The organism is Nonomuraea sp. CA-218870, assembly GCF_050936535.1.
In the GTDB taxonomy this organism is placed as follows: Bacteria; Actinomycetota; Actinomycetes; order Streptosporangiales; family Streptosporangiaceae; genus Nonomuraea; species Nonomuraea corallina.
Window position 1 is genome coordinate 4,589,639 of record NZ_JBNJMN010000001.1, and the last position, 25,694, is coordinate 4,615,332.

General features: G+C 73.3%; 24 protein-coding genes. 8 read left to right on the top strand and 16 right to left on the bottom strand.

Annotation, left to right across the window (positions count from 1 at the left end; translation table 11 throughout):
• Nucleotides 1-6: 6 nt before the first annotated feature.
• The 3 genes from ACQEUU_RS22220 to ACQEUU_RS22230 form a co-directional block, all read right to left on the bottom strand.
• Nucleotides 7-528, bottom strand: a complete 522-nt coding sequence (locus ACQEUU_RS22220) for a snapalysin family zinc-dependent metalloprotease (protein WP_433068730.1) — start codon at nt 526-528, stop codon at nt 7-9.
• Nucleotides 529-672: 144 nt separating this feature from the next.
• Complete coding sequence (locus tag ACQEUU_RS22225; protein WP_433068732.1) at nt 673-1,683, bottom strand: LacI family DNA-binding transcriptional regulator; 1,011 nt, start codon at nt 1,681-1,683, stop codon at nt 673-675.
• A 2-nt stretch (nt 1,684-1,685) separates the two neighbouring features.
• The gene (locus ACQEUU_RS22230; RefSeq protein WP_433068734.1) at nt 1,686-4,115 is read right to left on the bottom strand and encodes a glycoside hydrolase family 3 N-terminal domain-containing protein; all 2,430 of its coding nucleotides are present in this window, start codon (nt 4,113-4,115) and stop codon (nt 1,686-1,688) included.
• A 285-nt stretch (nt 4,116-4,400) separates the two neighbouring features.
• Between ACQEUU_RS22230 and ACQEUU_RS22235 the strand changes: the two genes are divergently transcribed.
• From ACQEUU_RS22235 to ACQEUU_RS22250, 4 genes are read left to right on the top strand one after another with little or no spacing between them, the layout of a single operon-like run.
• On the top strand, nt 4,401-5,750 hold the full coding sequence (locus ACQEUU_RS22235; RefSeq protein ID WP_433068736.1) for an extracellular solute-binding protein: 1,350 nt from the start codon (nt 4,401-4,403) through the stop codon (nt 5,748-5,750).
• Nucleotides 5,751-5,800: 50 nt separating this feature from the next.
• Complete coding sequence (locus ACQEUU_RS22240) at nt 5,801-6,676, top strand: carbohydrate ABC transporter permease (RefSeq protein WP_433068738.1); 876 nt, start codon at nt 5,801-5,803, stop codon at nt 6,674-6,676.
• A gap of 1 nt (nt 6,677) precedes the next feature.
• Nucleotides 6,678-7,571 carry a carbohydrate ABC transporter permease gene (locus ACQEUU_RS22245; RefSeq protein WP_433068740.1) on the top strand — a complete coding sequence of 298 codons (894 nt, stop codon included), beginning with the start codon at nt 6,678-6,680 and terminating at the stop codon, nt 7,569-7,571.
• Nucleotides 7,572-7,612: 41 nt separating this feature from the next.
• Entirely contained in the window at nt 7,613-8,752 is a 1,140-nt protein-coding gene (locus ACQEUU_RS22250) for an NAD(P)/FAD-dependent oxidoreductase (RefSeq protein WP_433068742.1), read from the top strand.
• Nucleotides 8,753-8,799: 47 nt separating this feature from the next.
• Here ACQEUU_RS22250 and ACQEUU_RS22255 read toward each other — a convergent pair whose 3' ends face one another.
• Entirely contained in the window at nt 8,800-9,699 is a 900-nt protein-coding gene (locus tag ACQEUU_RS22255; protein ID WP_433068744.1) for a UbiA family prenyltransferase, read from the bottom strand.
• Between the two features lie 189 nt (nt 9,700-9,888).
• Here ACQEUU_RS22255 and ACQEUU_RS22260 point away from each other — a divergent pair, with 189 nt between their 5' ends.
• Genes ACQEUU_RS22260 through ACQEUU_RS22275 form a run of 4 tightly spaced genes read left to right on the top strand, consistent with a single transcriptional unit; the run spans nt 9,889 to nt 13,334 of the window.
• The gene (locus ACQEUU_RS22260; protein WP_433068746.1) at nt 9,889-10,941 is read left to right on the top strand and encodes a type III polyketide synthase; all 1,053 of its coding nucleotides are present in this window, start codon (nt 9,889-9,891) and stop codon (nt 10,939-10,941) included.
• Nucleotides 10,942-10,945: 4 nt separating this feature from the next.
• On the top strand, nt 10,946-11,473 hold the full coding sequence (locus tag ACQEUU_RS22265) for an isoprenylcysteine carboxyl methyltransferase family protein (protein ID WP_433068748.1): 528 nt from the start codon (nt 10,946-10,948) through the stop codon (nt 11,471-11,473).
• Nucleotides 11,470-12,483, top strand: a complete 1,014-nt coding sequence (locus ACQEUU_RS22270) for an NAD(P)/FAD-dependent oxidoreductase (RefSeq protein WP_433068750.1) — start codon at nt 11,470-11,472, stop codon at nt 12,481-12,483. The genes ACQEUU_RS22265 and ACQEUU_RS22270 overlap by 4 nt, the downstream gene beginning before the upstream one ends.
• 56 nt (nt 12,484-12,539) lie before the next feature.
• A complete protein-coding gene (locus ACQEUU_RS22275) occupies nt 12,540-13,334 on the top strand; it encodes a carboxypeptidase-like regulatory domain-containing protein (RefSeq protein ID WP_433068751.1) in 795 nt (264 codons plus the stop codon).
• 47 nt (nt 13,335-13,381) lie between these two features.
• Here ACQEUU_RS22275 and ACQEUU_RS22280 read toward each other — a convergent pair whose 3' ends face one another.
• From ACQEUU_RS22280 to ACQEUU_RS22335, 12 genes are all read right to left on the bottom strand, one after another.
• Nucleotides 13,382-15,703 carry a rhamnogalacturonan lyase gene (locus ACQEUU_RS22280; RefSeq protein ID WP_433068753.1) on the bottom strand — a complete coding sequence of 774 codons (2,322 nt, stop codon included), beginning with the start codon at nt 15,701-15,703 and terminating at the stop codon, nt 13,382-13,384.
• A 113-nt stretch (nt 15,704-15,816) separates the two neighbouring features.
• Nucleotides 15,817-16,344: an OsmC family protein gene (locus ACQEUU_RS22285; protein WP_433068755.1), complete on the bottom strand. Its 528-nt coding sequence runs from the start codon at nt 16,342-16,344 to the stop codon at nt 15,817-15,819.
• 51 nt (nt 16,345-16,395) lie between these two features.
• The gene (locus ACQEUU_RS22290) at nt 16,396-17,010 is read right to left on the bottom strand and encodes a VOC family protein (protein WP_433068757.1); all 615 of its coding nucleotides are present in this window, start codon (nt 17,008-17,010) and stop codon (nt 16,396-16,398) included.
• Nucleotides 17,007-17,651 carry an alkylhydroperoxidase domain protein gene (locus ACQEUU_RS22295; RefSeq protein ID WP_433068759.1) on the bottom strand — a complete coding sequence of 215 codons (645 nt, stop codon included), beginning with the start codon at nt 17,649-17,651 and terminating at the stop codon, nt 17,007-17,009. Before ACQEUU_RS22295 ends, ACQEUU_RS22290 begins: the two co-directional genes overlap by 4 nt.
• Nucleotides 17,648-18,268, bottom strand: coding sequence for a CMD domain protein (locus ACQEUU_RS22300; protein ID WP_433068761.1), 621 nt, complete (start codon nt 18,266-18,268; stop codon nt 17,648-17,650). The genes ACQEUU_RS22295 and ACQEUU_RS22300 overlap by 4 nt, the downstream gene beginning before the upstream one ends.
• On the bottom strand, nt 18,265-19,257 hold the full coding sequence (locus ACQEUU_RS22305) for a putative FMN-dependent luciferase-like monooxygenase (protein WP_433068762.1): 993 nt from the start codon (nt 19,255-19,257) through the stop codon (nt 18,265-18,267). The genes ACQEUU_RS22300 and ACQEUU_RS22305 overlap by 4 nt, the downstream gene beginning before the upstream one ends.
• A complete protein-coding gene (locus ACQEUU_RS22310) occupies nt 19,254-20,807 on the bottom strand; it encodes a dipeptide ABC transporter ATP-binding protein (RefSeq protein ID WP_433068763.1) in 1,554 nt (517 codons plus the stop codon). Before ACQEUU_RS22310 ends, ACQEUU_RS22305 begins: the two co-directional genes overlap by 4 nt.
• A complete protein-coding gene (locus tag ACQEUU_RS22315) occupies nt 20,804-21,601 on the bottom strand; it encodes an ABC transporter permease (protein WP_433068765.1) in 798 nt (265 codons plus the stop codon). The genes ACQEUU_RS22310 and ACQEUU_RS22315 overlap by 4 nt, the downstream gene beginning before the upstream one ends.
• Entirely contained in the window at nt 21,598-22,530 is a 933-nt protein-coding gene (locus ACQEUU_RS22320) for an ABC transporter permease (RefSeq protein WP_433068767.1), read from the bottom strand. Before ACQEUU_RS22320 ends, ACQEUU_RS22315 begins: the two co-directional genes overlap by 4 nt.
• Nucleotides 22,531-22,532: 2 nt before the next feature.
• Nucleotides 22,533-24,167 (bottom strand): TIGR04028 family ABC transporter substrate-binding protein, encoded by a 1,635-nt coding sequence (locus ACQEUU_RS22325; RefSeq protein ID WP_433068769.1) that lies wholly within the window; start codon nt 24,165-24,167, stop codon nt 22,533-22,535.
• A gap of 104 nt (nt 24,168-24,271) precedes the next feature.
• On the bottom strand, nt 24,272-24,658 hold the full coding sequence (locus tag ACQEUU_RS22330) for an RrF2 family transcriptional regulator (protein ID WP_433068770.1): 387 nt from the start codon (nt 24,656-24,658) through the stop codon (nt 24,272-24,274).
• Between the two features lie 92 nt (nt 24,659-24,750).
• Entirely contained in the window at nt 24,751-25,680 is a 930-nt protein-coding gene (locus ACQEUU_RS22335) for a sulfite exporter TauE/SafE family protein (protein WP_433068772.1), read from the bottom strand.
• Between the last annotated feature and the right edge of the window lie 14 nt (nt 25,681-25,694).

Sequence of the window (25,694 nt, forward strand, 5' to 3'; positions counted from 1 at the left end):
TGATCGTCAGCTGTCCACGTACAGCCTGCCGAACTCCGCCAGCGGGGCGCTGCCCGCGAAGTTGCCGTCCACCTCGGCCCGCTCGGCCGCGCTCGGGTAGGCGTTGGTGCAGCTCACCGGGGCGCTGGAGCCGGACATGAGGTCGGTGCAGCGGCCGGTGCGCCGGTCGGGCAGGCCGAGGATGTGGCCGATCTCGTGAGCGGCGATGCGGACCGGGTGGTAGCCCTGGTCCACCGCCTGCCGGCCCATCCAGATCCGGCCCCGGCCGAGGCTGGTGGGCATGGCGCGGGGCCAGCCGTCGTCGGCGACGACGACGAAGTCGGCGGGCGTGCCCGCGACCAGCCGGACGTTCACGACGCTGGCGTTCCAGATCTGCGCGGCCTGGTCGACCGCGCCGCGGAACTCCGCGGCCCGGCTGGCGTCGTACCGCAGGACCCTGACCAGGGCGGTGGCCTGCGCCGGTGCGGTGGCCAGCAGGAAGGCCAGGGTGAGGACTAGAGAGAGCGCGAGACGGAGGGGTCGGGGCATCGTGTCTCCTCGGACGATGGGGGGTGCTGCCACGGTAGGCGCGGCAGCCCTTGTCCGGAAATAAGGCACTTTGCCCCTATTACAGAGGTATGGTGCGCCGGCCTTCCGTCAGCGGCCCCTCCGTCAACAGCACCTCCGTTTTCGTCAGGGGCCGGCGACCGGGGCGGTCGAGCCGCGCACCACGAGTTCGGTGGCGAGCTCGATGTGGTGCGAGTCGATGCGCTCACCGGCGGCCAGCCGCAGCGCCCGCCGCAGGGCGACGCCGCCCATCTCCCGCAGCGGCTGGCGGACGGTGGTCAGCGGCGGCGAGGCCATCCGGGCGATCTGCGTGTCGTCGAACCCCACCACGCTGAGGTCCTCCGGGACGCGCAGCCCCCGCGCCCGCGCGGCCTCCATCACGCCGAACGCGGTCTCGTCGCAGCCGGCGAAGACGGCGGTCGGCGGCTCCGGCAGCCCCAGGAAGCACTCCCCCGCCGCCACGCCGTCGCCGTAGCGGAACCTGCGGTGCTGGATGTACTCCTGGCGCACCACCGCGCCCTCGGCCTCCATGGCGGCGCGGTATCCGTGCAGCCGCGCCTGGTTGCACGCCGCCGTGGCGGGACCGCCCAGGTAGGCGATGCGCCGGTGGCCGAGGGAGAGCAGGTGCTGGGTGGCGGCCAGCCCGCCCGCGAAGTTGGTCGACCCCACGCTGGTCACGCGGGTGCGCGGCAGGTTGAGCGGGTCGATCACCACCAGGGGCAGGCCGGCCTCGGCCAGCGCGGCGAGCTGGTCGGCGGTCAGCTCGCTGGTGACGGCGACCAGCGCGCGCCGGCCGGTCGCCACCAGATCCCTGGCCCACTTGCTGGTGCGTTCGCAGCCCCTGCGGATGCTGATCACGACCGACACGCCGAGCTCGCCGCCGGCCCGCACCGCACCCTGGATGATCTCATTGGAGTACGCGTTCAGGTCGGCGTCGAACTGCAGCTCGACGGTGCCCGCCGCCTCGGCGCGGCGGGGCGGCGGGGGCACGTAGTCGTGCTGCCGCAGCGCCGACAGCACGAGGGAGCGGGTCGCCGGGGCGACGTCGCTGCGGCCGTTGAGCACCTTCGAGACGGTCGCGACCGACACGCCGGCGGCGGCCGCGATGGTGGCCAGCGTGGCGCGCTTGGCCGGCACGGCTACTGCCGCTCCGCCGCCGGGTGCACGTCCACCGGTGTGAACAACCGCCGGTCGTGGCCGACGGCCCGCACCGGCCCGGTGAGCCGGACGGCGCCGGCGCACGGCAGGTCCCGGGCGGAGGTGCCGACGAGCACCTCGAGGTCGCCGGGCTCGACGATCCGCTCCAGGTCGCGGCCGGTGAAGGCGGTGCGGTCGGCGTGCACCAGGAAGCGCACGTCGGCGGCCTCGCCCGGCTCCAGCCGGACCCTGGCGAACCCGGCGAGCTGCCGCACCGGCCGGGTGACCTGGGCGAGCACGTCGTGCAGGTAGAGCTGGACGACCTCGTCGCCGGCGCGCGGGCCGGTGTTGCGGACCCGGACCGAGACGGTGAACTCGCCGTCGGTGGGCACCTCGGTGTCGCTGATCCGGAACTCGCCGAGCTCGAAGGAGGTGTACGAGGTCCCGTACCCGAAGGGGAAGAGCGGGGTCGGGTCGAGGTTGCTGATGCCGTCGCTGTCGGCGCCGAGCGGCGGCTGGAGGTAGGTGTGCGGCTGGCCGCCGGGCGTGCGCGGGATCTGCACCGGCAGCCTGCCGCCGGGCTGGACGCGGCCGGACAGGACGCCGGCGACGGCGCCGCCGCCCTGCTCGCCCGGCATGAACGCCTGGACGAGCCCGGCGGCCCTGGGGTGGATCTCGCCGAGCGCGTACGGGCGGCCGGAGACCACGACCACGACGACCGGCGTGCCGGTGGCGGCCAGCTCGGTGACCAGGTCCTCCTGGACGCCGGGCAGGCGCAGGTCGTCGGCGTCGCAGCCCTCGCCGGAGGTGCCCTGGCCGAACATGCCGGCCAGGTCGCCGACGACGACCACGCACAGGTCGGCCTCGCGGGCGGCGGCGGCCGCGGCGGCGAACCCGGAGCGGTCGTCCTCGCGCACGTCGCAGCCGCGTTCGTAGGAGATCTCGGCGTCGGGCAGCTCGGCGCGGAGCGCGGCGAGCACGCTCGGCGCCTCGACGCCGAGCCCGAGGCCGGGGTAGCGGGGCAGCACGTGGTTGGGGAAGGCGTAGCAGCCCATGAACGTGCGCGGGTCGTCGGCGCACGGCCCGACCACGGCGATCCGGCGCGGGGCGGTGCGGCCCTCGCCCAGCATGGGCAGCGCGCTGCCGGCGTCGAGCAGGACGACGGACCGCTCGGCCAGTTCGCGGGCCAGCTCCCGATTGGCCTGCGAGTCCAGCTCGACGGCGGCGGCGCCGGCCACCGACGATTCGGGCGTCCAGTCGGCGTCGAGCAGCCCGAGCTCCGCCTTCTGGGTGAGCAGGCGGCGGACCGCCCGGTCGATCAGCTCCTCGGGCAGTTCGCCGCGGCGCACCCGCTCGGCCAGGTGCTGGCCGAAGCCGAGCGTGTCGGGCAGCTCGACGTCGAGGCCGGCGGTGAGCGCCTGCACGCCGGCCTCGCCGGCGTCGGCGGCCACGAGGTGCATGGTGGCCAGGAACGGGATCGACCAGTAGTCGGAGACGACGGTGCCGGTGAAGCCCCAGTCGTCGCGGAGCACCTCGGTGAGCAGCCACGGGTCGGTGGCCACGGGGACGCCGTCGACGTCGGAGTAGGAGTTCATCACCGACCGGGCGCCGCCCAGCGCGATGGCGGTCTCGAACGGCGGCAGGATCATGTCCATCAGCTCGCGCCGGCCCATGGGCACCGGCCCGTGGTTGCGGGCCGCCCGCGAGGCGGAGTAGCCGGCGAAGTGCTTGAGCGTGGCGATGACGCCCTCGCCCTCCAGGCCGCGCACGTACGCCGAGCCGATCATCGAGACGAGGTACGGGTCCTCGCCCATCGTCTCCTCGACCCGGCCCCACCGGTAGTCGCGCACCACGTCCAGCACCGGCGCGAGGCCCTGGTGGACGCCGACGGCGCGCATGTCACGCGCGATCGCGGCGCCCATCCGCGCCACCAGCTCGGGGTCGAACGTGGCGGCCCAGGCGATGGCGGCGGGGTAGACGGTCGCCCCGTAGGTGGTGAAACCGGTCAGGCACTCCTCGTGGACCAGCGCCGGGATGCCGAGCCTGGACTGCTCGACCACCTCCCGCTGCAACCGGACGACCTCGGAGGCGCCCTCGGCGGGCGTCACCGGGCGGCTGCCGTGCACCCTCGTCAGGTGGCCGATGCCGAGCCGGACCGCCTCACGGAAAGGCGAGGTGTTGGCCGCGGCGAACGCGTCCTGCAGCGGGGCCACGTTGGCGGTGCCCGCCTCGTCGCCCCCACCGCGGTCAGGGTCGGGGGCGTGCACGGGCTCGCCCATGGTGTTGCCCTCCCAGCGGCTGCCGAGCTGGGCCACCTTCTCTTCCACGGTCATCTCCGCAAGCAGGGCTTCCACCCGCTCCGCCGCTGGAAGCGCGGGATCCCGCCAGGCGCGGAGGGCCTCGCCCGCCGCCGTCCGATCTAGAGCCGTCATTGAGGTCTCCTTAGAGGCGGCTCTTGCCGCAAAGTTTCGAAACATTTCGGAGGTCGCGCGCCCGGGTGTCGTGGGAGCGCTCTCGACTCCAGATCACCCAGCGTGGCGCCCGTGCGAGCGTATCTCACAGGTGTCGCTCTTGCCGAGAGGCGATTTCGTGCTGAGAGAGGTTGACACCCCTGCGGCCGAAATCTAGATTGGCGTGCCACGCGGTCGTTTCGAAAATGTTTCGACACTGTTGGAGCCGCGGCCCCATCCCCCCGGCGTTCGAGTACGGAGATCAGCGTGGAGTCCAGGACAACGTCTCGCCGCACCTTCCTCACCATGTCGATGGGCCTGCCCCTGGGGGCCGCGCTCGCCGCCTGCGGCACCTCCGGCCCCGGCACCCCCGGAGGCGGCAGCAGCAGCGGTGGCGGCGGCGGCGCCAAGGCCAGCTACTGGTTCTTGTCGACCGAGCCGCAGGAAGGCGTGCGCAGGCGCACCGCCGAGCGGTTCAACCAGGCCAACCCCAACGGCCAGCTCGAGTTCACCACCTTCCAGAACGACGCGTTCAAGACGAAGATCAAGACCGCGATCGGCGCCGGCGAGGCCCCCACCATCATCTGGGGCTGGGGTGGCGGCGGCCTGCGCAGCTACGTGCAGGCGGGCCAGGTCGAGGACCTCACCTCGTGGTTCGACGAGAACGCGGCCGTCAAGGACAAGCTGTTCCCCTCGTCCTTCGGCGCCGCGACGGTCGACGGCAAGGTCTACGCGATGCCGTGCGAGACGATGCAGCCGATCGTCCTCTACTACGACAAGCGGGCCTTCGACAAGATCGGCGCCGAGCCGCCCCAGTCGTGGGGCGACATCATGGACCTGGTGCCCAAGTTCAACGCCAAGGGCATCGCGCCGTTCTCGCTGGGCGGGCAGTCGCGCTGGACCAACATGATGTGGCTGGAGTTCCTCTTCGACCGCATGGGCGGCCCCGAGGTGTTCCAGGCCGTGTTCGACGCGGAGAAGGACGCCTGGTCCAACCCCGTCGCCATCGACGCCCTGACCAAGATGCAGGACCTGATCAAGGCGGACGGGTTCATCAAGGGCTTCTCCTCGATCACCGCCGACTCCAACGCCGACCAGGCGCTGCTCTACACCGGCAAGGCCGCGATGATGCTCCACGGCGGCTGGACCTACGGCGGCATGAAGCAGGACGGCGGCGACTTCGTCTCCGGCGGTAACCTCGGCTTCATGAACTTCCCGCCCATCGACGGCGGCAAGGGCGACCCCGGCAACACCGTCGGCAACCCCGGCCAGTACATGTCGATCTCCGCCAAGGCGACGCCCGAGCAGAAGGAGATCGCCAAGAAGTTCTTCTCCACCGAGCTCATCAGCGACAAGTCGGCCGAGGAGTGGGTGAGCACCGGCGCGGTTCCCGTGATCAAGGGCTCGGAGAAGTTCTTCACCAACTCCGAGGACGCCGAGTTCCTCAACTTCGTCGTCGGCATCGCCAACAACGCCAAGGTCTTCCAGCAGTCCTGGGACCAGGCGCTCAGCCCGACCGCCGCCGAGGTGCTGCTCGACAACATCGCCAAGCTGTTCCAGCTGTCGATCGGGCCGCAGGAGTTCGCCACCAACATGAACGCGGTCATCGGCAAGTGAGCACGATGGTCACCGTTCCACCCAGAGGGAGGCCGTCTGCCGCCACGCGTGTGCGCGGCAGCGGCGCCCTCGCGTGGCTGGCGGTCCCCGCCCTGCTCGTCTTCGTCGCCTTCGGCGTGATCCCCCTGCTCGGGGTGCTGGCGCTGAGCTTCACCACGTGGGACGGGCTCAGCCAGAACATCACCTTCAGCGGGCTGTCGAGCTGGAGCGCGGTACTGAGCGATCCCGGGCTGCCGCACGCCCTGTGGGTGACGTTCCTGATCATGGCCCTGTCGTGGCTGGTCCAGACGCCGGCCAGCATCCTCATCGGGGTCTTCCTGGCCGGCCGGCAGCGTTACCGCACCCTGCTCGCGGTGCTCTACTTCATCCCGCTGCTGCTCAGCTCGGCCGCCATCGCGATCACGTACAAGGCGCTGCTCGACCCGAACTTCGGTCTCGGCGCCGGCCTCGGCCTGGACTTCCTCACGCAGGACTGGCTCGGCGACGGCACGCTCGCCGTGGGGGTCGTGATCTTCATCGTGTCGTGGCAGTTCATCCCGTTCCACTCGCTGCTCTACCAGGGCGGGGTGCGGCAGATCCCGCGCTCCATGTACGAGGCCGCGGAGCTGGACGGCGCGGGCCGGGTGCGGAAGTTCTTCAGCATCACCCTGCCCCAGCTCAAGTACACGATCATCACGTCCTCCACCCTGATGGTGGTCGGCTCGCTCACGCTGTTCGACCTGATCTTCGTGCTGACGGCGGGCGGACCGGGCGACGCCACCCGCGTGCTCGCGCTCGACATGTACAAGCGGGGCTACCAGGCCAACCTCATGGGCCCGGCCAGCGCCATCGCCGTCATCCTCGTCCTCGTCGGCCTGGCCCTCGCGCTGTTCCTGCGCAGGCTCGGCGGCCGTGACGCCAGCGCCAGCCAGCTTGAGGGGGCCTGACATGGCCACGACGCTGACCGACAAGCCCGGAAGGACCGCGACGGGTCACTCCGGGCGCCGCCGCAGGACCACCCCGCGCGAGAGCAAGAACTGGCTCGGCGGCACGATCTCGTGGATCTGGCTCGCGATCGTGATCGTGCCGATCTACTGGGTGGTCATCACCAGCTTCAAGTCGCAGAGCACCTACTACCTGTCGAACCCGATGGCGCCGCCGGTCGAGCCGACCCTCGACAACTACCGGCTGGTCATCGAGTCCGACTTCCCGCTGTACTTCGTCAACAGCCTGATCGTCGCCATCGGCTCGGTGGTCCCGGCGGTGCTGTTCTCCTTCATGGCCGCGTACGCGATCGTGCGGGCCAGCGAGAACCGGTTCCTCAAGTCCGTGAACTGGTTGTTCCTCATGGGCCTCGCCATCCCGCTCCAGGCGACGGTCATCCCGATCTACCTGATCATCATCAGGCTCAAGCTGTACGACAGCCTGCTGGCGCTCATCCTGCCCTCGATCGCGTTCGCGATCCCCCTGTCGGTGCTGGTCCTGGCCAACTTCATCCGGGACGTGCCGAAGGAGCTGTTCGAGTCCATGCGGCTCGACGGGGCGAGCGAGCAGACCACGCTCTGGCGCCTGGCCTTCCCGCTGACCCGGCCGGCCGTGGTGACGGTGTCGATCTACAACGCGCTGCAGATCTGGAACGGGTTCCTGCTGCCGGTGATCCTGACGCAGAGCCCGGACAAGCGGACGCTGCCGCTGGCGCTCTGGTCGTTCCAGGGGGAGTACAGCGTGAACGTGCCCGCGGTGCTCGCCTCGGTGATGCTGACCACGCTGCCGATCCTGATCCTGTACGTGGTGGGCCGCCGCCAGTTGCTGAGCGGCCTGACGGCCGGCTTCGGCAAGTGACCTGAGTCCCTGACCGGGGCACAAGTCCTCTCATGGAGGGCATGTGGGATCTCGTGGTCGTGGGCGCCGGGCCCGCCGGCTGTGCGGCGGCGCTCGGCGCCCTGCGGCGGCGGCCAGGCATCCGGGTGCTGGTGCTGGACAAGGCGGGCTTCCCCCGCGACAAGGCGTGCGGCGACGGCATCGCGGCCCACGGGCGTGACGAGCTGGCGCGGCTGGGCGTGCCGGGGCTGATCGACGACTACCGGCCCACGCCCCGCCTCACCGTGGTCTCCCCCGGCGGGATGCGGGTGTCGGCGACCGCCGCGCGGCCCAACCACGTGGTGCCGCGCCTGGTGTTCGACGCCCGGCTGGTGGAGGCGGCCCGGGCGGCGGGCGCCGAGGTGCGCCTGCACCGGGTCAGGGAAGTGACGGGGGCGGGGCCGGTGGCCGTGGTCGACGGCCGCATCCGGGCTCGGGTCGTCATCGCGGCCGACGGAGCCAACTCCGCGGTGCGGCGGCTGATCGGGCTGCCGGCCTCACCCGAGCGGCACACCGCCATCGCCGTGCGCGGGTACGCGGACGTGCCGGAGGACGACGACGTGCAGCTCATCGCCATGCAGCGGGCCGGCTGGCCCGCCTACGCGTGGTCGTTCCCGATCGGCGACGGCACCGCGAACGTCGGGTTCGGGATGTTGCTGCCGCGGCTGCGCGCGACCGGGCTGCCGGGGCGGCAGGTGCTGCACGGCAGGCTGGCGGAGCTGCTGCCCGACCGCCCCGCCCGCGACCTGCGCGCCCACCACCTGCCGCTGTCCACGGGCCGGCCGGTGCCCGGCGCCGGGCCGGTGCTGCTGGCGGGGGACGCGGCGGGGCTGATCAACCCGCTGACCGGCGAGGGGATCTACTACGCGCTGCTGTCGGGGCGGCTGGCGGGCGAGGCCGCCGCCGTCGCGCCCGGCGCTCCCCTGCCCGCCTACCGGGACGCCCTGCGCCGGGCGCTCGGGCGGCACCTCCGCACGACCGACGTGCTGGCCCGGCTGGCGCAGTCACCGGGGTTCATCGACGCCGCCATCGCCACCGCCGCCCACCGCAAGGAGGTCTTCGACCTGCTGGTGGAGGTGGGGCTGGGGGCGGGGACGGTGCCGGTCCCGCTCGCGTACGCGGTGGCCGCGCGCTGGCTGCGCGAGGGCCTGCGACGCCGGTGAGGGCGTGCGGTGCCGCGGGCCGGGGGCGGGCCGGGGGCGGGCCGCCGTCAGGGCGTGAGGGAGGCGCCTTCGGCCAGCAGGAGCGCGACGTCGACGCCCGCCACGGCGATGGCGGCCAGGAACGGCGCGCGCGGGTGCCGGCGCGCCGCCACGAGCCCGGCCGAGGTGAGCGCGGCGGCCGTGGCCAGCGCGATCCAGGCCGTCGGGCTCGTACCGGCGAGGCCGGGGACGGCCGGGACGGCCGGGTTCATGGCGGCCGGGCCGGGCGGGGCCGTGAGGGCGGGGCCGAAGGCGAGCAGGCAGGTGGCGGCGAGGAGCGGGAGCGGCAGCAGCGCGCGCAGACGGGCCGCGCCGAGCCGCTGCGGCCAGCCGCGCACGCCGGTCGCCAGGTCGTCCGCCAGGTCAGGCAGCACGTTGGCCAGGTGAGCGCCCACCCCCAGCAGGGCGGCCGCCGCGGTCGCCCACCAGGCGGGCCACGGCTCCCCCGGCAGCCCCAGCGTCACGAAGGCGGGCAGCACCCCGAACCCCACCGCGTACGGCGCCCACGACAGCGCGGTCGCCTTCACTCCCAGGTCGTACGCCCACGCCGCGAGCACCCCGGTGAGATGCGCGGCCCCGGCGAGCGGACCCGAGGCGAACGAGAGCGGCACGCAGCAGGCCAGCGCCACCGCCGCGGCGACCCAGAGGGCGCGCGGCGTGATGGTGCCGTCCACCGCCGGCTTGTCCGAGCGCCCCGCGGCCGCGTCGCGCCCGGCGTCGGCCGCGTCGTTGCACCAGCCGATCGACAGCTGGCCCGCCAGCACCGCGAGGCCCACGAGCAGGCACCCGCCCGCGCCGCGCCCGGCGGCCGCCGCCAGCGCGGTGACCAGAGCCGTGACCGCCACGGTCGGGCCGGGGTGGCAGCCCCGCGCCAGCCCGGCGATCATCCGGCGCCCGCCCTCCGTCACAGCCCCGATGCTACTCGCGCTCCCGGCGACGCCTCACGGGGAGCGGTTCCGCGAATCTCGGCGGGCGAATTGCACCGGGTTGACCAGCCGATCGTCGGGGAAGGCGACCTCTCCTGGCTTAGCCGATCAACCTGAGGGGAACCGTGCCATCGACGAGAGTTTTCGGCCGCCCGCCCAGGGGAGCCCTCCATGACCCATATCGCCGCAGTTCGCTGCGCGTTTCCCTCGCATCGATACCCCCAGGCCGAGCTGACCGACATGGCGGCCCGCGTCTGCCTTCCCGAGAACGCCGACCGCCGGCTGCTCGACCGGCTGCACCGCAGCGCCCGCGTCGACCACCGCAACCTGGCCCTGCCGATCGAGGAGTACGAGAAGCTGGACGGTTTCGGCGCCGCCAACGACGCGTACGTGACGGCGGCGGTCGAGCTCGGGCTGGAGAGCGTCCGCGCCGCCCTGGACGGCGCCGGCCTGGCCCCGGCGGACGTCGACATGATCATGTTCACCTCGGTCACCGGCATCGCCGTGCCGTCGATCGACGCCCGGCTGGCGGGCGCGCTCGGGCTGCGGCCCGACGTCAAAAGGTTGCCGGTGTTCGGCCTGGGCTGCGTGGCCGGCGCGGCAGGCGTGGCCAGGCTGCACGACTACCTGCGCGGCTGGCCCGACCACGTGGCGGTGCTGCTGTCGGTGGAGCTGTGCTCGCTCACCGTGCAGCGCGGCGACGGCTCGCCCGCCGGGCTGGTCGCCAGCGCGCTGTTCGGGGACGGCGCCGCGGCCGTCGTCGCCTGCGGGGCCGGCCGGCCGGTGAGCGGCCCGACGGTGGTGGCCAGCCGCAGCCATCTGTACCCGGGCTCCGAGCATGTCATGGGCTGGCAGGTGGGGGGCGACGGCCTGCGGGTGGTGCTGGACGCGGGCGTCCCCGAGGTGGTGCGCCGCTACCTGGCCGACGACGTGCACGCCTTCCTGTCCGACCACGGGGTGAGCGCCGGCGAGGTGTCCGCCTGGGTGTGCCATCCCGGCGGCCCGAAGGTGCTGGAGGCCGTGTCGGAGACGCTCGGCCTGCCGGCCGGCGCGCTCGACGTCACCTGGCGCTCGCTGGCGGCCCACGGCAACCTGTCGTCGGCGTCGGTGCTGCACGTGCTGGGCGAGACGCTCGCCACACGGCGGCCGGAGCCCGGCACCTGGGGGATGCTCATCGCCATGGGCCCCGGTTTCTGTTCCGAACTCGTCCTCCTGCGCTGGTGATCCCATGATCTGGTATTTGGTCCTCATCGTCCTGGTCGGCCTGGAGCGGCTGGCCGAACTGGTCGTCTCCAAGCGCAACGCCGCCTGGAGCATGGCGCGCGGCGGCGTGGAGAGCGGCCGCGGCCACTACCCCTGGATGGTGCTGCTGCACACCGCGCTGCTGGCCGGGGCGCCGCTGGAGGTGTGGCTGGCCGGGCGGCCGTTCCTGCCCGAGCTCGGCTGGCCGATGCTCGCCCTCGTACTGGCCGCGCAGGGCCTGCGCTGGTGGTGCATCACCGCGCTCGGGCCGCGCTGGAACACCAAGGTGATCGTGGTGCCGGGGCTGCCGCTGGTGACGCGCGGCCCGTACCGGCTGACCTGGCTGCGCCACCCGAACTACGTGGCGGTGGTCGTGGAGGGGTTCGCGCTGCCGCTGGTGCACACGGCGTGGGTGACGGCGCTGGTGTTCACCGTGCTGAACGCGGCGCTGCTGACGGTGCGCCTGCGCAGCGAGAACGCGGCCCTGGCCCTGGCCGGGCGGCCCGCCACGTGATCGACGTGCTGGTCGCCGGCGGCGGTCCCGCCGGTCTGGCGACGGCCATCCACGCGGCGCTGCTCGGCATGCGGGCGGTGGTCGTCGAGCCGCGCCCCGGCCCGGTCGACAAGGCGTGCGGCGAGGGCATCATGCCGGGCGGCGTGGCGGCGCTGGCCGCGATGGGCGTGACCGTCCCGGGGCGGCCGCTGCGCGGCATCCACTACCTCGACGAGCGGCACGCGGCGCGCGCCACGTTCGGCCGGGCCGCGGGGCTGGGCGCGCGGCGCGTCGCCCTGCACGACGCGCTCGCCCGGCGGGCCGCCGCCCTCGGCGTGAAGACCCTCACCGGCCGGATCTCCCGCGCCGTCCAGGACCGCGACGGGGTCGAGGCCGCCGGGCTGCGGGCGCGCTGGCTCGTGGCCGCCGACGGGCTGCACTCTCCGCTGCGCCGCTCACTCGGCCTCGACGCGCCCCCGGGCGGCGTGCGCCGGTACGGGCTGCGGCGCCACTACCGGGTGGCGCCGTGGACCGACTTCGTGGAGGTGCACTGGTCGGGCCGGGGCGAGGCGTACGTCACGCCGGTGGGCGACGACCTGGTGGGCGTGGCGATCCTCAGCTCCGTGCGGCGCACGTACGCCGAGCACCTGGCGGGGTTCGGCGCTCTGGCGGAGCGGCTGCGCGGGCCCGCCGTGACGCCGGTGCGCGGCGCCGGGCCGTTCCGCCAGCGGGCGCGGGCGCGGCGCGCCGGACGGGTCCTGCTGGTGGGCGACGCGGCCGGGTACGTGGACGCGCTCACCGGCGAGGGCGTGTCGCTGGCGGTGCGCTCGGCGGAGATCCTGGCGCGCTGCCTGGCCGAGGACCGGCCCGAGGAGTACGAGCCCGCGTGGCGGCGGCTGTCGCGCACCCACCGGCTGCTGACGGGCGCGCTGGTGCAGGTGGCGCGGCGGCCCGGCACGGCGCGGCTGGTGGTGCCGGCGGCCCGGGGCCTGCCGGGGGTGTTCACGTCGGTCGTCCGCCTGCTGGCCTGAACGGCTCCGCTGGGATCCAAGCCGGTTGCAAGTCAGCTGATCTACGATGGCCCGTCATGAGACGACTGGCGCCGGTGGGCGCGCTGCTGGCCTGCCTGAGCGGCTGCGTGATGCCGCCCATGGGCGCGATGGCCGAGGACACCCGCGCCGTGGGCCCGTCCGGGATCGTCGCGGAACGGGAGGAGAGCGGCGTGGGCGTCGAGCGGGGCGTGCTCAAGGGCAGGGTCGTGAGCAGCGCCGGCAGGCCGGTCGCGGGCGCCCAGGTGGTCGCCGACAACCAGTTGCTGTACAACAGCAACCTCATCGTGACGACGGACGTCGACGGCCACTACCGGGTCGAGACGGACGTCGCGGCCACGTTCCACGCGACGGCCTCGTTCAACGTCGAGCGCGACGGCGTCGCGTACGAGGTCGAGTTGCGGCCCGAGGACGACAGCCCGTTCGCCGGCCCGGAGGGGGCGATCCGGAACTTCACCTGGAAGCTCACCGGCGCCAAACCCGACGGCCTGGGCCACTACGGCGGATCGGTCCTGTTCTATCTGGACGGCACCGACCCGGGCGACCCCGAGACCTTCCTCCAGGACGAAGGGGTCGAGCTCACGCTCACCCCGCAGAGCCCCCTGCTGGACGGCTCGCCGGGAGAGGTCATCACCCGGCGGGCGGCCCGCACCCCGGACGGGTCGGGCCTGCTGGACGTGCCCATCGCCCGTTACCGTATCTCGGCGGCCCACGAGGGACGCCCGCTCCAGGTCCGGCTCCGCGGTTCGGACGCGTACGCGGCGGAGATCGTCGCGGACTTCTCCCAGCACATCAACAGCGTCTACTGGATCCAGCTCGAACTGAAGCTGTAGCCGCGTGCCCGCCCGGTGGTGACGGGCACGCGGCCGGAGGCGGGCCGTTACCGGCGCGGCGCGCGGATGCGCGGGATCGGCACCTTCGACCAGTCCAGGTCCGAGGCGAGGTAGAAGCTCGGGTAGGCGGGCTGGTTGTAGGTGGTCTGCTGGCGCGCGATCTCGGCGCGGTACTGCGGGTCGTGCATCAGCGTGTACAGCTTGCGGTCGGTGACCTCGGTGCTCAGGTAGATCCGTACGGCGGTGCTGTCGGCGGTGCGCACCAGGAGTTCCTCGCGCCAGTCGCCGAGCACGTCGGCGACCAGGCCGGGGTTGCCCTTGGTCCAGTTGTTGGTGAGCGTGCCGTCGGCGGTGAGCAGGGTGCCGCGCTTCCAGTCGTCGACGGTCGGCGTCTGCAGCACGGTGGTGGCGGTGCCGTTGACCACCTGGGTCGTCATGTCGGCCGCCCAGCGGATGCTCATGTTGGTGCCGGGCACGTTCCTGCCCAGGTGGTCGCCGCGGGCCGACCAGAGGCCGGCGTCGACGGTCTGGTCGGGCGGCATGGACGACCACGCCTCCAGGCCGCGGACGGCGGGGTCGACGTCGCCGGTCATGCCGCGGCCGGTGTCGACGCCGCTGTAGCCGCCGAACAGCACCTCGCCGGTGGCGGCGGCGCGCATGGCCCAGCCGTACGGGGCCCACCGGCCGCCCTCGTGCACCGTCCAGATCTCCAGGCCGTCGCGGTCCGGGTCGAGGTCGGCGACGTGCATGGCGTCGCCGTGGCCGAGCCGGACGTTCTGGCCGGGCACGGCGCTGCCGGGCGGGCCTTCGGCGAAGGAGGAGTAGAGCAGGTCGCCGTCGTCGTCGATGGTCGCGGCGCCGTACACGATCTCCTGCTTGCCGTCGCCGTCCACGTCGGCGGCGCTCAGGGAGTGGAAGCCCTGCGTGGTGAGGGTGGCGTACTCCGGGTCGGTGCCGTCGACGCCGTGCGGGGAGGCGTTGAACGGGTTGGCCATCGGCACGTGGCCGCTGTCGGCGTACCAGACCTCTTCCAGCCGTCTGCCGTTCCAGTCGTAGGCGACCAGTGTGGAGCGGGTGTAGTAGCCGCGGGCGAAGACCGCCGACGGGCGCTCGCCGTCGAGGTAGGCGACGGCCGACAGGAACCGGTCGACGCGGTTGCCCGGCTCGATCCTGGCCATCGCGTAGTCGCCCCACAGCAGGCCGTCGTCGCCGCGGCCGGGCTTGTACGGGATGGTCTGCAGCTCACGGCCGGTGGCGCCGTCGAGCACCGTGAGGTATTCGGGGCCGGTGAGGATGTAGCCCTCGAACTCCCGCAACCGGTTGTTGCCGCTGCGGGCCGGGGCGTACACGTCCACGAAGTAGGTCGCCAGATCGGTGGCGGCCTCGCGGGAGAGCGGGTAGTCGTGCCGGGGCTCGATCCCGAACGCCTGCTCCAGCGTGGCGGGCCAGCGTCCGGCCACCACCTCGGGGTGCGCGTGCCAGCCGCGGAACATCCCGACGAGGTGCTCGAAGTAGCCGGCGGCGCTCTTGCGGTAGTCGTCGGCGTGCGAGTACCCGGCCCGGACGTCCCGGGCGGGCATCGTGACGTGGCGCTCGGACAGCACGCGGCCGTCCCGCCCGTAGCGGGTGATCTTGGTGCCAGGGGCCGTCTTGAGCATGGTCTCGGCACGGCCGTCGCCGTCGAAGTCGTAGACCAGGAACTGGGTGTAGTGGGCCCCCGCGCGGATGTTGACGCCCAGGTCGAGCCGCCACAGCGGGGTGCCGTCGAGCTCGTAGGCGTCGAGGTAGGCGTTGCCGGTGTAGCCCCGCTGGGAGACGTCCTTGGAGTTGGACGGGTCCCACTTGACGACGTACTCGTACTGCCCGTCCCCGTCGACGTCGCCGACGCTCAGGTCGTTGGCGGAGTAGGTGTACGCCTCGCCGGCCGGGGTGACGCCGTCGGCGGGCTTTCTGAGCGGAAGATCGTGAAACGATTCAACCCAGGGCGTCACGGCGGGGCCGCGTCTCCCCTCCCGCCCTTTGACGATCGGGGCGATCCGGTAGGAGGAGGTGGGGGTGCCGGCGCGGTCCAGATAGTTGGTGCTGTCGGTCACCGTGGCGATCGGCCGGCCGTCGCGGTGGACGCGGAAGTCGGTGCCGGTCATGCCTCCTGGGCCGTGCCCGGTGACCTCGTCGCCGAGCAACCGCCAGCTCAGGAACACCCCCTGGCCGGTCGGGACCGCGACGAGCCCGCGGTCCAGGCGTTCGAGCTGGACGCCGCCGGAGCGGCCGTGACCGCCGCCTCCCGCCTGGGCGGGCGGGGCGGCGAGGGTCAGGGAGAGCAGGGCCGCCGAGGCGGCCGCCAGTAAGCGGCGCATGGGGGGTGACATGCCCGGATTGAATCGATATAACAACCGTTTGTCAAGAGCCGGACTGTCCCTCCTGCCCAGGCGGAGGGACAGGCGTCGTGGGCCGGGTGCGCGCCCGGCCCCCGCCGCATCGGTCAGGCCGCCGCCGGCTGTGACCGCACGATCGAGCCGCTGATCTGCTGGGGAGACCGGAGCAGGTTGAGGATCGGGCAGACCCGCTCCACCTCGGCGTGCAGCCGGTCCAGCTCCTCGTCGGAGGCGGGCGAGTCGATCAGCACCTCGTAGCGGAAGCCGTACGGATGGACCGGGACGTCGCTCTGGCCGGGCTGCTGGGCCCTGGGGTCGTACTCGGCCCGCACGTCCACCTCCAGGGCGTCCAGCGGCACCTCCAGCTCGGCGGCCTTGATCAGGAAGATGTGCGTGACGCAGCTGCCCAGCACGCCCGCCTGCAGCTCCGGTGAGCCGGGGCCGAGGTCGTAGCCGGCGAAGTCGGGGCCGCTGTCACTGATGATCCGGTGGTCGCGGATGCGGATGCGCCGTACCCCGCTGCGGCCCTCGGCCGTGACGTGGGCGTGCAGGGCCACCGGACCGCCGGAAGGGGCGGCGCGGCGGGCCAGCAGGGCGGCGCGCTTCTGGGACAGGTACTCGCGAAGGGTGCTCATGCTCTCTCGTTCCGATGCCGGGTCCGGTGGCGCGGAGTGGGGCTGGGGTGGTCAGGTGAGGGTGAGGGGGCCGTTCGGGGTGGCGAGGACGGCGCGCAACGCGGGGTCGCGGTCCTCGGTCACGTCGAGCCGGGCGCCGACCGCCGACAGATCGCGGCGGAGCGCGCCGGGGTCGGGGTGGGAGGCGGTCAGGGACTCCAGTGTCAGCTGGGGCAGACCGGAGTCCGACGGGTGCGGGGTGTCGCCCCAGTCGATGAGGAACGGCACCGGCCTGACCGCGGCCGGGTCGTCCCGCCGGGTGAGCCGCCACTCCAGCAGAAGACCGTCGGGCGTGCGCCGGGACAACGGGTGGACGTCGCCCGGGTCGTAGCCGTGCTCGCGCGCCTGCCGGACCGTCTCGTCGAGGTCGCCGGGCCTGATCGCCCACGCGACCAGGCGCGGCTCGCGCAGCGTCTCCAGGCCGAACGCCCGCGGCCTCGCGCCGGGCTGGTCCGGGTCGGGGCCGATGATCTCCAGGTAGGAGCCGGGCCCGAGGCCGACGAGGTGGTTGGCGGTGCCTCCCGGGTGGCTGCCTCCCGCCACGGGCTCGACGCCGGTGCGCGCGGCGAAGGCGGCGACGCCCGCGCGCAGGTCCGGCACCGCGTAGACGAGGTGGTCGAGTGTCATGAGTCCTCCTGGACGGGTTCGCCGAGCGAGAGCATGAGCCGGTTGGCCCAGTTGAAGAACGCGGCGGCGTGGATGACGTCGCTGATCGCCAGGTCGTCGAGGCCGGCCGCGCGGAGCGCCTCGACGTGGGCCTCGCCTAGCTCGCCGGGGGTGGCCGCGATCGCCGCCGAGGCGTCGATGATCGCCCGCCACCTGTCGTCCTGGGACGCGTGCACGCCCTCCTCCAGCAGCCGGAGCACGTCGTCCGGGCGCTTGGCGTAGTGGGCGGCGAACCGGGCGTGCACCGACGCGCAGAAGACGCATCCGTTGCGACGCGAGGTGGCGGTGGCCGCCAGCTCGCGCTCGGCGCGTGGCAGCCCTCCGCCGGAGTTGTGGAAGATGTCGTTGTCGGTGTGCATGCGCGCCTTCAGGATGCCGGGGTCGCGGGCGAGCAGCAGGAAGTACGGTGACGCGGCGCGCGCCCGATCGACCAGCGCCTCGTGGTGCTCCTCGGTCAGCTCATCCGCCGCCAGCGGCGTCAGCCACGGTGCCCAGCCGAGCCGGTCCATCGTGAACCCGCCCGTGCTCCCCGCCGTACGCTCACCGGGCCTCGCGACGCCCGTGCCGCCCGCCGTACGCTCGCTCGGTGTCGTGGCGCTCATGCCGCCACCCCCGTACGGCCGAGCAGCCGCAGTCCGGCCGCCACCCGGATCTGGAAGCTGAGGAAGGCGACCAGCTGCGCGAGCGTGACGATGCCGGTGTCGCTCCAGCCGGCCTTGGCCAGCGCGGCGAGCGCGTCCCTGCTCGCCTCGCCCGGCCGGAACACGAGCAGGTGGGCGTGCTCGAACGCGGCGGTGAGCCGGACGCCCAGCGCGTCGGGGTCGCGCACCCGGTAGCGGGTCACCTCGGCGTCACCGGCCGAGGGCTCGGGACGCGCCTCGTACGGCCCGGTGGTGAGGCCGGCCGCGGCCTCGGACCGCACCGCCTCCAGCAGCCGGGGCGCGGGCCCGGCCAGCCGGTCGGTGTAGAAGCGGGTGGCCGGGTCGTCGCGGTGCAGCGTGGCGACGAAGGCGGCGACGGCGTCGCGTTCGACGATCGGGACCTCGGCCTCGGGGCCCGGCGCGAACAGCGCGTCGAAGCTGCGCTGGGCGTGCTCGCGGGTGGCGGGCCGGCGGCGGCGGAGCCGGTCGAGCGGCGAGCCGGGGTCTATCCCCGCCAGCTGGTCGATGACGTCGGCGGGCGGGTGCGGCCCGGTTCCGGAGCGTGGCGTCTGGGTCATGCGGGGCTCGCTTCCTTGGCGGGGGTCCAGCCGAGCGCGGGCGCGACCTCGGTCGCGAGCAGCTCGATCGAGCGGAGGATGAGGGGGTGCGGCGGGTCGACGGAGTGGACCTGCAGGACCAGGTCGGTGGCGCGGTCGAGCGTCGGGTCGGCGCGCAGGCTCTCGACGACGTCCTGCGGGGTGCCGACGTGCACGTCGAACGCGGCGATCCGGGTGCCGAGGTCGTCGCCGGGCAGCTCGAACGGCAGCCTGCCGCGGCCGAGCCCGCGTTCGGCCCAGCGCAGCGCCTCGCTCCTGCTGTCGGCCACGAACGCGGTCCGGGACGCCATGATCCGTGGGGCGGCGCCGGGCGGCAGGCTGTCCAGGTAGGCGTCGACGATGGGCCGCTGGATCTCCGCGAGCGTCGCCTGCGGCCGGTCGGCGGGTCTGGGCTGGGTGCGCGACAGCATGAGGCCGTGGCCGGCGCGACCGGCGCGGGCGCCGCCGGCGGCGGAGAAGGTCGCCTCCCACACCGCCCCGGGCAGTCGCGGCGCCGGCGGGTGGAGCCGCTTGCCGCCGCCCAGGTCGGCGCCGGACCAGGCGGCCAGGAGCACGGCCAGATGGTCGGCGTAGAGGGACGCGCGGTCGGCGCTGTCGCGGCCGAACGGCGGGAACGACGACGGCGTGCCGCCGCTGCCCACCCCGACCTCCAGCCGGCCGCCCGTCAGGAGGTCGAGCACGGCGGCGTCCTCGGCGACCCGCAGCGGGTGTTCGAGCGGCAGCGTGATGATGCCGGTGCCGAGCCGGATGCGGCCGGTCGTGGCCGCCACGTGCGCGAGGAACACCAGGGGCGCGGGCAGCCCGCCCTCGTCGCCGTCGAAGTGGTGCTGGGCGACCCAGGCGGTGTCGAACCCGGCGGCCTCGGCGTGCCGGATCTGCTCGGCGGCGAGCCGGTAACGCTCGTGCGGCGGCGCGTCGTCGAGCAGCCGGGTGAAGAATCCGAGCCTCATCGCACCGGCTCCGGGATCGCGGCGAGCAGTTCTCGGGTGTACGGGTGGCGCGGGCCGGTGAAGACCTGCCGGGCGGTGCCTGATTCCACGATGCGTCCTTCGCTCATGACGGAGACGGTGTGCGAGATCTGCCGCACGACGGCGAGGTCGTGCGAGATGAACAGGTAGGTCAGCCCCAGGTCGCGCTGGAGCTGTTCGAGCAGGTCGAGGATCTGGGCCTGCACGGTGACGTCGAGGGCGGAGACGGCCTCGTCGAGCACGAGCACCTCGGGTTCGACGGCCAGCGCGCGGGCGATCGCCACCCGCTGGCGCTGGCCTCCGGAGAGCTCGCGGGGTCTGCGCCCGGCCAGGTCGCGCGGCAGCGCCACCCGGTCGAGCAGGTCGGCGACCCGGGCGGCGCGGGCCGCGCGGTCGCCGAGCCGGAAGTTGCGCAGCGGCTCGGCGACGATCTCGGCCACGGACTGGCGCGGGTCGAGCGAGCCGTACGGGTTCTGGTGGACGAGCTGCACGTGCCGGCGGAACCGGCGGCCTTCGCCGGCCCCGGGGACGGTCACCGTGCCGGAGGTGGGCTCGGCGAACCGGACCACCATCCGCGCGGTCGTGGTCTTGCCGGAGCCGGACTCCCCCACCAGCGCGTGCGTGGTGCCGCGCGGCACCTCGAAGGAGACGCCGTCCACGGCGCGGAACGGGCGGCGGCCGAGCCGGAACTCCTTGACGAGGTCGCGGGCCACGATCGCGGGTTCGGCCGCGGGCTCTGCGGGCTGCCGGTACTCGCGTACGGACAGCGCGGGCGCGTCCCGCAGCAGCCTCTGGGTGTAGGCCGCCTCGGGGGCGGCGAGGACGGCGGTCGTCGGGCCCCGCTCCTCGATCCGGCCGGCCCTCATGACGACGAGCCGGTCGGAGCGGGAGGCGGCCACGCCGAGGTCGTGGGTGACCAGCAGCACGGCGGTGCCGTACTCGGCGCGCAGGTCGTCGATGAGGTCGAGGATGCGCCGCTGCACGGTGACGTCGAGCGCGCTGGTCGGCTCGTCGGCGATGACGAGGCTGGGCCGCAGGGCGATGGCGATGGCGATGAGCACCCGCTGGCGCATGCCGCCGGACAGCTGGTGCGGGTACTGGCGGGCCCGCGCCTCGGGGTCGGGCAGGCCGACGCGGGTGAGCAGGTCGATGACCCGCCGCCGGATGTCGCGCCGGTCGCCCCGCCGGTGGATGCGCATGACCTCGCCGACCTGGGCGCCGATGGTCTTGACCGGGTTCAGCGAGTTGGACGGGTCCTGCGGCACCAGGCCGATCCGGGCGCCGCGCAGCGCCTCCATCCGCCGGGCGGACCAGGTGGTCAGGTCGGCGTCGCCGAACAGGATCCGCCCGCCGTCGACGGTCGCGTTGCCGGGCAGCAGGCCGATGACGGCGTGCGCGGTGGTCGACTTGCCGGAGCCGGACTCGCCGACGAGGGCGACGACCTCGCCCGGGCCGACGATGAACGAGACGCCCTCCACGGCGGGCCGTCCGTCGTAGGAGACCGCGAGGTCGCGGACGTCGAGCAGGCTCATGGGGTGTCCTTCCCGATCGAGCGGCTGATCCGGCCGACGGCGAGCACGACGGCGACCACGACGGTCCCCGGCAGCGTGGTCAGCCACCACGACGTCGCCAGGTAGTTGCGCCCTTCCGCGATGAGCAGCCCCCATTCGGGCGTGGGCGGCTCCGCGCCGTAGCCGAGGAAGCCGAGCGTGGAGATGGCCAGGATGGCCAGGCCGGACTGGAGCGCGGCCAGGGCGACGACCGGCCCGAGTGAGTTGGGCAGCACGTGCCGCCACAGCACCGCCGGGTAGCGGCCGCCGCTGCCGAACGCGGCCTCCACGTAGTCGGTGCGGCGCACCCGTACCACCTCGGAACGGGCGAGCCGGGCGAAGGCCGCGACCGAGCCTGTGCCGACGGCGATGGCGACGTTGACCGTCCCGGGCCCGAGCAGGATGATCACCGTGAGCGCCAGGAGCAGGCCCGGCACCGCCAGCAGCACGTCGACCAGCCGCATGACGGCGTCGTCGAGCAGCCCGCCGGCCGATCCGGCCAGCACCCCGAGCGTGGTGCCCAGCAGCAGGCCGACCGCGACGGCGGTGAACGCGCCCGACAGGGAGTGGACGGAGCCGTGGACCACGCGGGCGAACAGGTCGCGGCCCACCGGGTCGGTGCCGAACAGGTGCGAGCCGCCCGGCGGCAGCAGCTTCTCCGCCGGCACCCCCGCGATCGGGTCGTGGGCGGTGAACAGGCCGGGCACGACGGCCCAGAGCAGCGCGACGGCGATCACCAGCCAGGCGGCGGCGAGCCCTGGGGCGATCCGCTTCACGACGCCGCCTTCAGCCGCGGGTCGAGCACCGGGTAGAGGAGGTCCACGATCAGGTTGACCAGGACGAACACGGTGGCGGCGAGCACCACGACGGCGAGCATCACCGGCGTGTCCTGCGCGTTGACGGCCTGCTCGGTGAGCCGGCCGATGCCGTTGCGGCCGAACACCGTCTCGGTGACGACGGAGCCCGCGATGAGCTCGCCGAGGACGAGCCCGGCCATGGTGAGCGTGGGCAGCGTCGCGTTGCGCGCCACGTGCCGCCACAGGATCCACCGCCGCGACGCGCCCTTGGCCGCCACCACGGGCACGAACGGCTGCGCCCGGACCTGGTCGATGGCGCGGGCCAGCACCTGCGCGATGGGCGCCGAGATGGGCACGGCGAGGGTCAGCACGGGCAGGATGAGCTGCTGGGTCGTGCTGCCGCCGATGACGGGGACCAGGCCGAGCCGGAACGAGAAGACCTGGATGAGCAGGATGCCCAGCCAGAACACCGGCACGGACACGAACACCGACGGCATCGACAGCAGCGCGCCCCTGATCCACGAGGTCCGGCTGGAGGCGGCCGCGAACGCCAGGACCACGGCCATGAGCACGGCGAGCCCGAACGCGGCCGAGGCGAGCCTGGCCGTCTCCGGCAGCGCCTCGGCGAGCCGGTCGACCACCGGCGTGCCGGTGTCGATCGAGTAGCCGAAGCTGCCGCGCAGGAACCCGGACAGCGTGTCGAGGTAGGCCGCCGCGGCCGACCGTCCGGCGTCGTAGTGGGCGCGGATCTCGGCGATCTGCTGCGGCGACAGCCCCAGCTCGGGGTTCTGGAACTTGATCAGTACGGAGTCGCCGGGCAGCAGCTGGAGCAGGACGTACGCGGCGGTGAAGGCCGCCCACAGCACGAGGACCGCCTGCCCGGCCCTGAACAGGACGTAACGCGCCATCGCTAGTTCGCGCCCGACTTCCAGGTGGAGTAGAACCAGGGCCTGGCCACGGCCTCGAAGGCGATCCCGTGCACGTGCGGGGCTCCGCCGTAGACCTGCGGCTCCTCGAACAGGGGGATGGCGTAGGCCTGGTCGACCAGGTAGCGCTGGATCTCGGCGACCTTGGCGTTGCGCTTGGCGGGGTCGGGCTCGGCCGACTGCTCCTCCAGCAGGCGGTCCAGCTTCTCGTCCTCGGACAGGATGGCGTCGCGGTTCTCGCTGTGGAAGTGGCTCTTGATCACGTCCTGGTCGGCGCGGCCCACCATGGAGTGCTGCAGGGGCGTCTTCTCGGCGTCCTTGATGTCCACGGCCTGGGTCCCGGCGTCGGCGGGGCGGATCTCCAGCTCGACGCCGAGCTTGGCCCACTGCTGGCCGATCAGCTCCAGCGTCTGCTTCGACAGCGGCTGCGGGCCGGCGACGAACACGCCGAGCCGCAGCTCGCGGCCGTCCTTCTCCCGGACGCCGTCGGCGCCGCGGGTCCAGCCGGCCTTGTCGAGCAGCGCGCCGGCCTTGCCGGGGTCGTGGGCGAGCCGGCCGGACAGGTTCACGTACCCCTGGGCGAGGTGGCTGAGCACCGAGGTGGCGACCGGGTAGCTGGGCGTGAACAGGGTCTCCACGACCTCCTTGGCGTCCGTGCCCGCCAGCAGCGCCCTGCGGACGTCCGGGTCCTTCAGGATGCTGTTGCCCGGCCGCAGGTAGAGGCCGTTGTTGACGCCTCTGGTGGGCTCGGCGTAGATCGTGAAGCCGGCGCTCTTGACGGTCTCCTCGTCGTAGGCCTGCACGTAGCGCACGAAGTCGGCCTGCCCGGAGGTGAGGGCGCCGACCCGCACGTTGTCCTCCGGCGTCACGATGATCTTGATTTCGTCCAGGTACGCCCGGCCCTGGTGCTCGGACGAGGGCGGCGCCCAGGCGTAGTCCTCACGGGCGGCCAGGTGCACCTCCTTGTCGACGATCTGGTGCTTCACGGTGAAGGGGCCGGAGCCGACGATGTTCTTGAGCCGGCACTGCTCCTCGTACGGCAGCGAGATCGTCTTCTTGGAGACCAGGCCGGCGCCGATGACGGAGGTGCCCTGCAGGAAGCCGGGCGAGGGCTTGTCGAAGTGGAACCTGACGGTCAGCCGGTCGACGACCTCGCTGCGCTCGTAGTTGTTGACGAACTCGGCGACCGGCAGCTTGAGCTTGTCGTCGCCGCGTCCGTACACGTCGAAGTTGGCCGCGACGGCCTCGGCGTCGAGCGGGGTGCCGTCGCTGAAGGTCACCCCGTCGCGCAGGTGGAAGGTGTAGGTGGTGGCGTCCTCGTCGATCTCCCACCGGGTGGCGATCCACGGTTCGATCTCGAGGGTCTCGGGGTTCTGCCAGGTGAGCTTGTCGGTGATCTGGTTGAGGATGCCGCCGTTGGGATAGAACCCGGCGGCCGGCAGGTAGAGGCAGGTCGGCGGCTGGTGCTCCAGGTAGGTGAGGGTGCCGCCGTAGACCGGCTGCCCGGCGGCCTGCGCCGCCCCGGCGGGGCCCGCACCGCCACAGGCGCCGAGCAGCCCCACGACGGCGAGCATGGCGGCGCCGGCCACGGCGGTGGATCGCAGTCTGGATGGTGACATGGGGGAACGCCCTTCAGGAGCGGAACGAGAACGAAACCTAGTATAACCTACCAGAAAACTATGAAATAGCCTCGGCGGTGCCCGGAGGGCGGGGGCGGATGGAGCTAGGAGGACGCCGACCGGGACATGACGTCCGCGAGCGTGACCTCGCTGAGCAGGGTGTGCTCGTGGTCGCGCAGCCGCTCCCAGATCGCGTCCAGGGGCGCGGCGGCCCGGGGGAACCTGCGCGTGGCCTGCTCGACTCCCTCGGTCACGCGGATGACGTCGGCCAGGGAGATCTCGGCGGCGGGACGGGCCAGCCAGTAGCCGCCGTCCGGCCCGCGCTGGCTGTTCAGGAGCCCGGCGCGGCGCAGCTGGAGCAGGATGTTGTCGCAGAACCTGCGGGGGATCTCCTGCGAGTCGGCCACCCGCTCGGCGTGCACCGGGCCGTCGGCCTCCGCGAGGGCGAGCATGGCGGCGAGGGCGTACTGGGTGCGTGCGGAGATTCTCATGGGTTCCCGTGATGGTCGGAAAAGGCCCGGCGCCCCTGGTCGGGGGGCCGGGCCTTCAGGCGGTCCGGGGGACGTCGGGCACGTCGGGCGCGTCAGGCGGAGGTGGTGGGCTCCTGCTTGCGCAGCTCTTCCTCGTACGCCTCCACCGACTCCTGGGCCTTGTGCTTGCGGTACTCGCGCACCGAGTAGCCGATCGCGGCGGCCCAGATGAGGGCGATGGTCAGGTACGCGACGGTCTGCACGCCGCCGGGGGCGTCGATCCAGTCGCTGCGCAGCAGCGTGCGCACGTTGGTCAGGATGATGAGGCCGCCCACGGCCGAGCCGAGGATGCGCGGCGGGATGTGGCGCACCAGCCACGCGGCGATCGGGGCGGCGATCACGCCGCCGATCAGCAGCACGGCCACCCAGGAGAAGTCGATGTTCTCCGAGCCGAGGCCGACGAAGAAGCCGACGCTGGCCGCGATGGCCACCAGGAACTCCGAGGCGTCGATCGACCCGATCACCTTGCGCGGCGCCAGCCGGCCGCTGGCCAGGATGGCGGGGGTGCCCACCGGGCCCCAGCCGCCGCCGCCCGTCGAGTCCACGAAGCCGGCGAACAGGCCCAGCGGGGTCAGGAAGCGCTTGCGCAGCGGCTTGCCCAGGTTGCCGCGCGGCAGGCCGAAGGCGGTGAACCTGATCAGGATGTAGACGCCCAGCGTCAGCAGGATCAGCGACATGACCGGGGCGGCGACCTCGGTCGACAGGCTGGACAGGAACGTCGCGCCGGCGAAGGCGCCGATCGCGCCCGGCACACCGATCTTGCCGACGACCTTCCAGTCGACGTTCCCGAAGCGCCAGTGGGAGAAGCCCGAGGCCAGGGTGGTGCCGATCTCGGCCAGGTGCACGGTGGCCGAGGCCGCGGCCGGGTTGGTGCCGATCGCCAGGAGGAGCGTGGTTGAGGTGACGCCGTAGGCCATGCCCAGGCTTCCGTCGACGAGCTGGGCCGCGAAACCCACCAGCCCGAGCAGGAGGAGTGCTCGCACGATCGACCCTTTCC

Coding starts and splice junctions, on each gene's coding strand:
- ACQEUU_RS22220 (WP_433068730.1), bottom strand. CDS start 528: ATGCCCCGACCCCTCCGTCTCGCGCTCTCTCTAGTCCTCACCCTGGCC.
- ACQEUU_RS22230 (WP_433068734.1), bottom strand. CDS start 4,115: ATGACGGCTCTAGATCGGACGGCGGCGGGCGAGGCCCTCCGCGCCTGG.
- ACQEUU_RS22245 (WP_433068740.1), top strand. CDS start 6,678: ATGGCCACGACGCTGACCGACAAGCCCGGAAGGACCGCGACGGGTCAC.
- ACQEUU_RS22250 (WP_433068742.1), top strand. CDS start 7,613: ATGTGGGATCTCGTGGTCGTGGGCGCCGGGCCCGCCGGCTGTGCGGCG.
- ACQEUU_RS22260 (WP_433068746.1), top strand. CDS start 9,889: ATGACCCATATCGCCGCAGTTCGCTGCGCGTTTCCCTCGCATCGATAC.
- ACQEUU_RS22265 (WP_433068748.1), top strand. CDS start 10,946: ATGATCTGGTATTTGGTCCTCATCGTCCTGGTCGGCCTGGAGCGGCTG.
- ACQEUU_RS22275 (WP_433068751.1), top strand. CDS start 12,540: ATGAGACGACTGGCGCCGGTGGGCGCGCTGCTGGCCTGCCTGAGCGGC.
- ACQEUU_RS22280 (WP_433068753.1), bottom strand. CDS start 15,703: ATGTCACCCCCCATGCGCCGCTTACTGGCGGCCGCCTCGGCGGCCCTG.
- ACQEUU_RS22285 (WP_433068755.1), bottom strand. CDS start 16,344: ATGAGCACCCTTCGCGAGTACCTGTCCCAGAAGCGCGCCGCCCTGCTG.
- ACQEUU_RS22290 (WP_433068757.1), bottom strand. CDS start 17,010: ATGACACTCGACCACCTCGTCTACGCGGTGCCGGACCTGCGCGCGGGC.
- ACQEUU_RS22295 (WP_433068759.1), bottom strand. CDS start 17,651: ATGAGCGCCACGACACCGAGCGAGCGTACGGCGGGCGGCACGGGCGTC.
- ACQEUU_RS22300 (WP_433068761.1), bottom strand. CDS start 18,268: ATGACCCAGACGCCACGCTCCGGAACCGGGCCGCACCCGCCCGCCGAC.
- ACQEUU_RS22305 (WP_433068762.1), bottom strand. CDS start 19,257: ATGAGGCTCGGATTCTTCACCCGGCTGCTCGACGACGCGCCGCCGCAC.
- ACQEUU_RS22310 (WP_433068763.1), bottom strand. CDS start 20,807: ATGAGCCTGCTCGACGTCCGCGACCTCGCGGTCTCCTACGACGGACGG.
- ACQEUU_RS22320 (WP_433068767.1), bottom strand. CDS start 22,530: ATGGCGCGTTACGTCCTGTTCAGGGCCGGGCAGGCGGTCCTCGTGCTG.
- ACQEUU_RS22325 (WP_433068769.1), bottom strand. CDS start 24,167: ATGTCACCATCCAGACTGCGATCCACCGCCGTGGCCGGCGCCGCCATG.
- ACQEUU_RS22330 (WP_433068770.1), bottom strand. CDS start 24,658: ATGAGAATCTCCGCACGCACCCAGTACGCCCTCGCCGCCATGCTCGCC.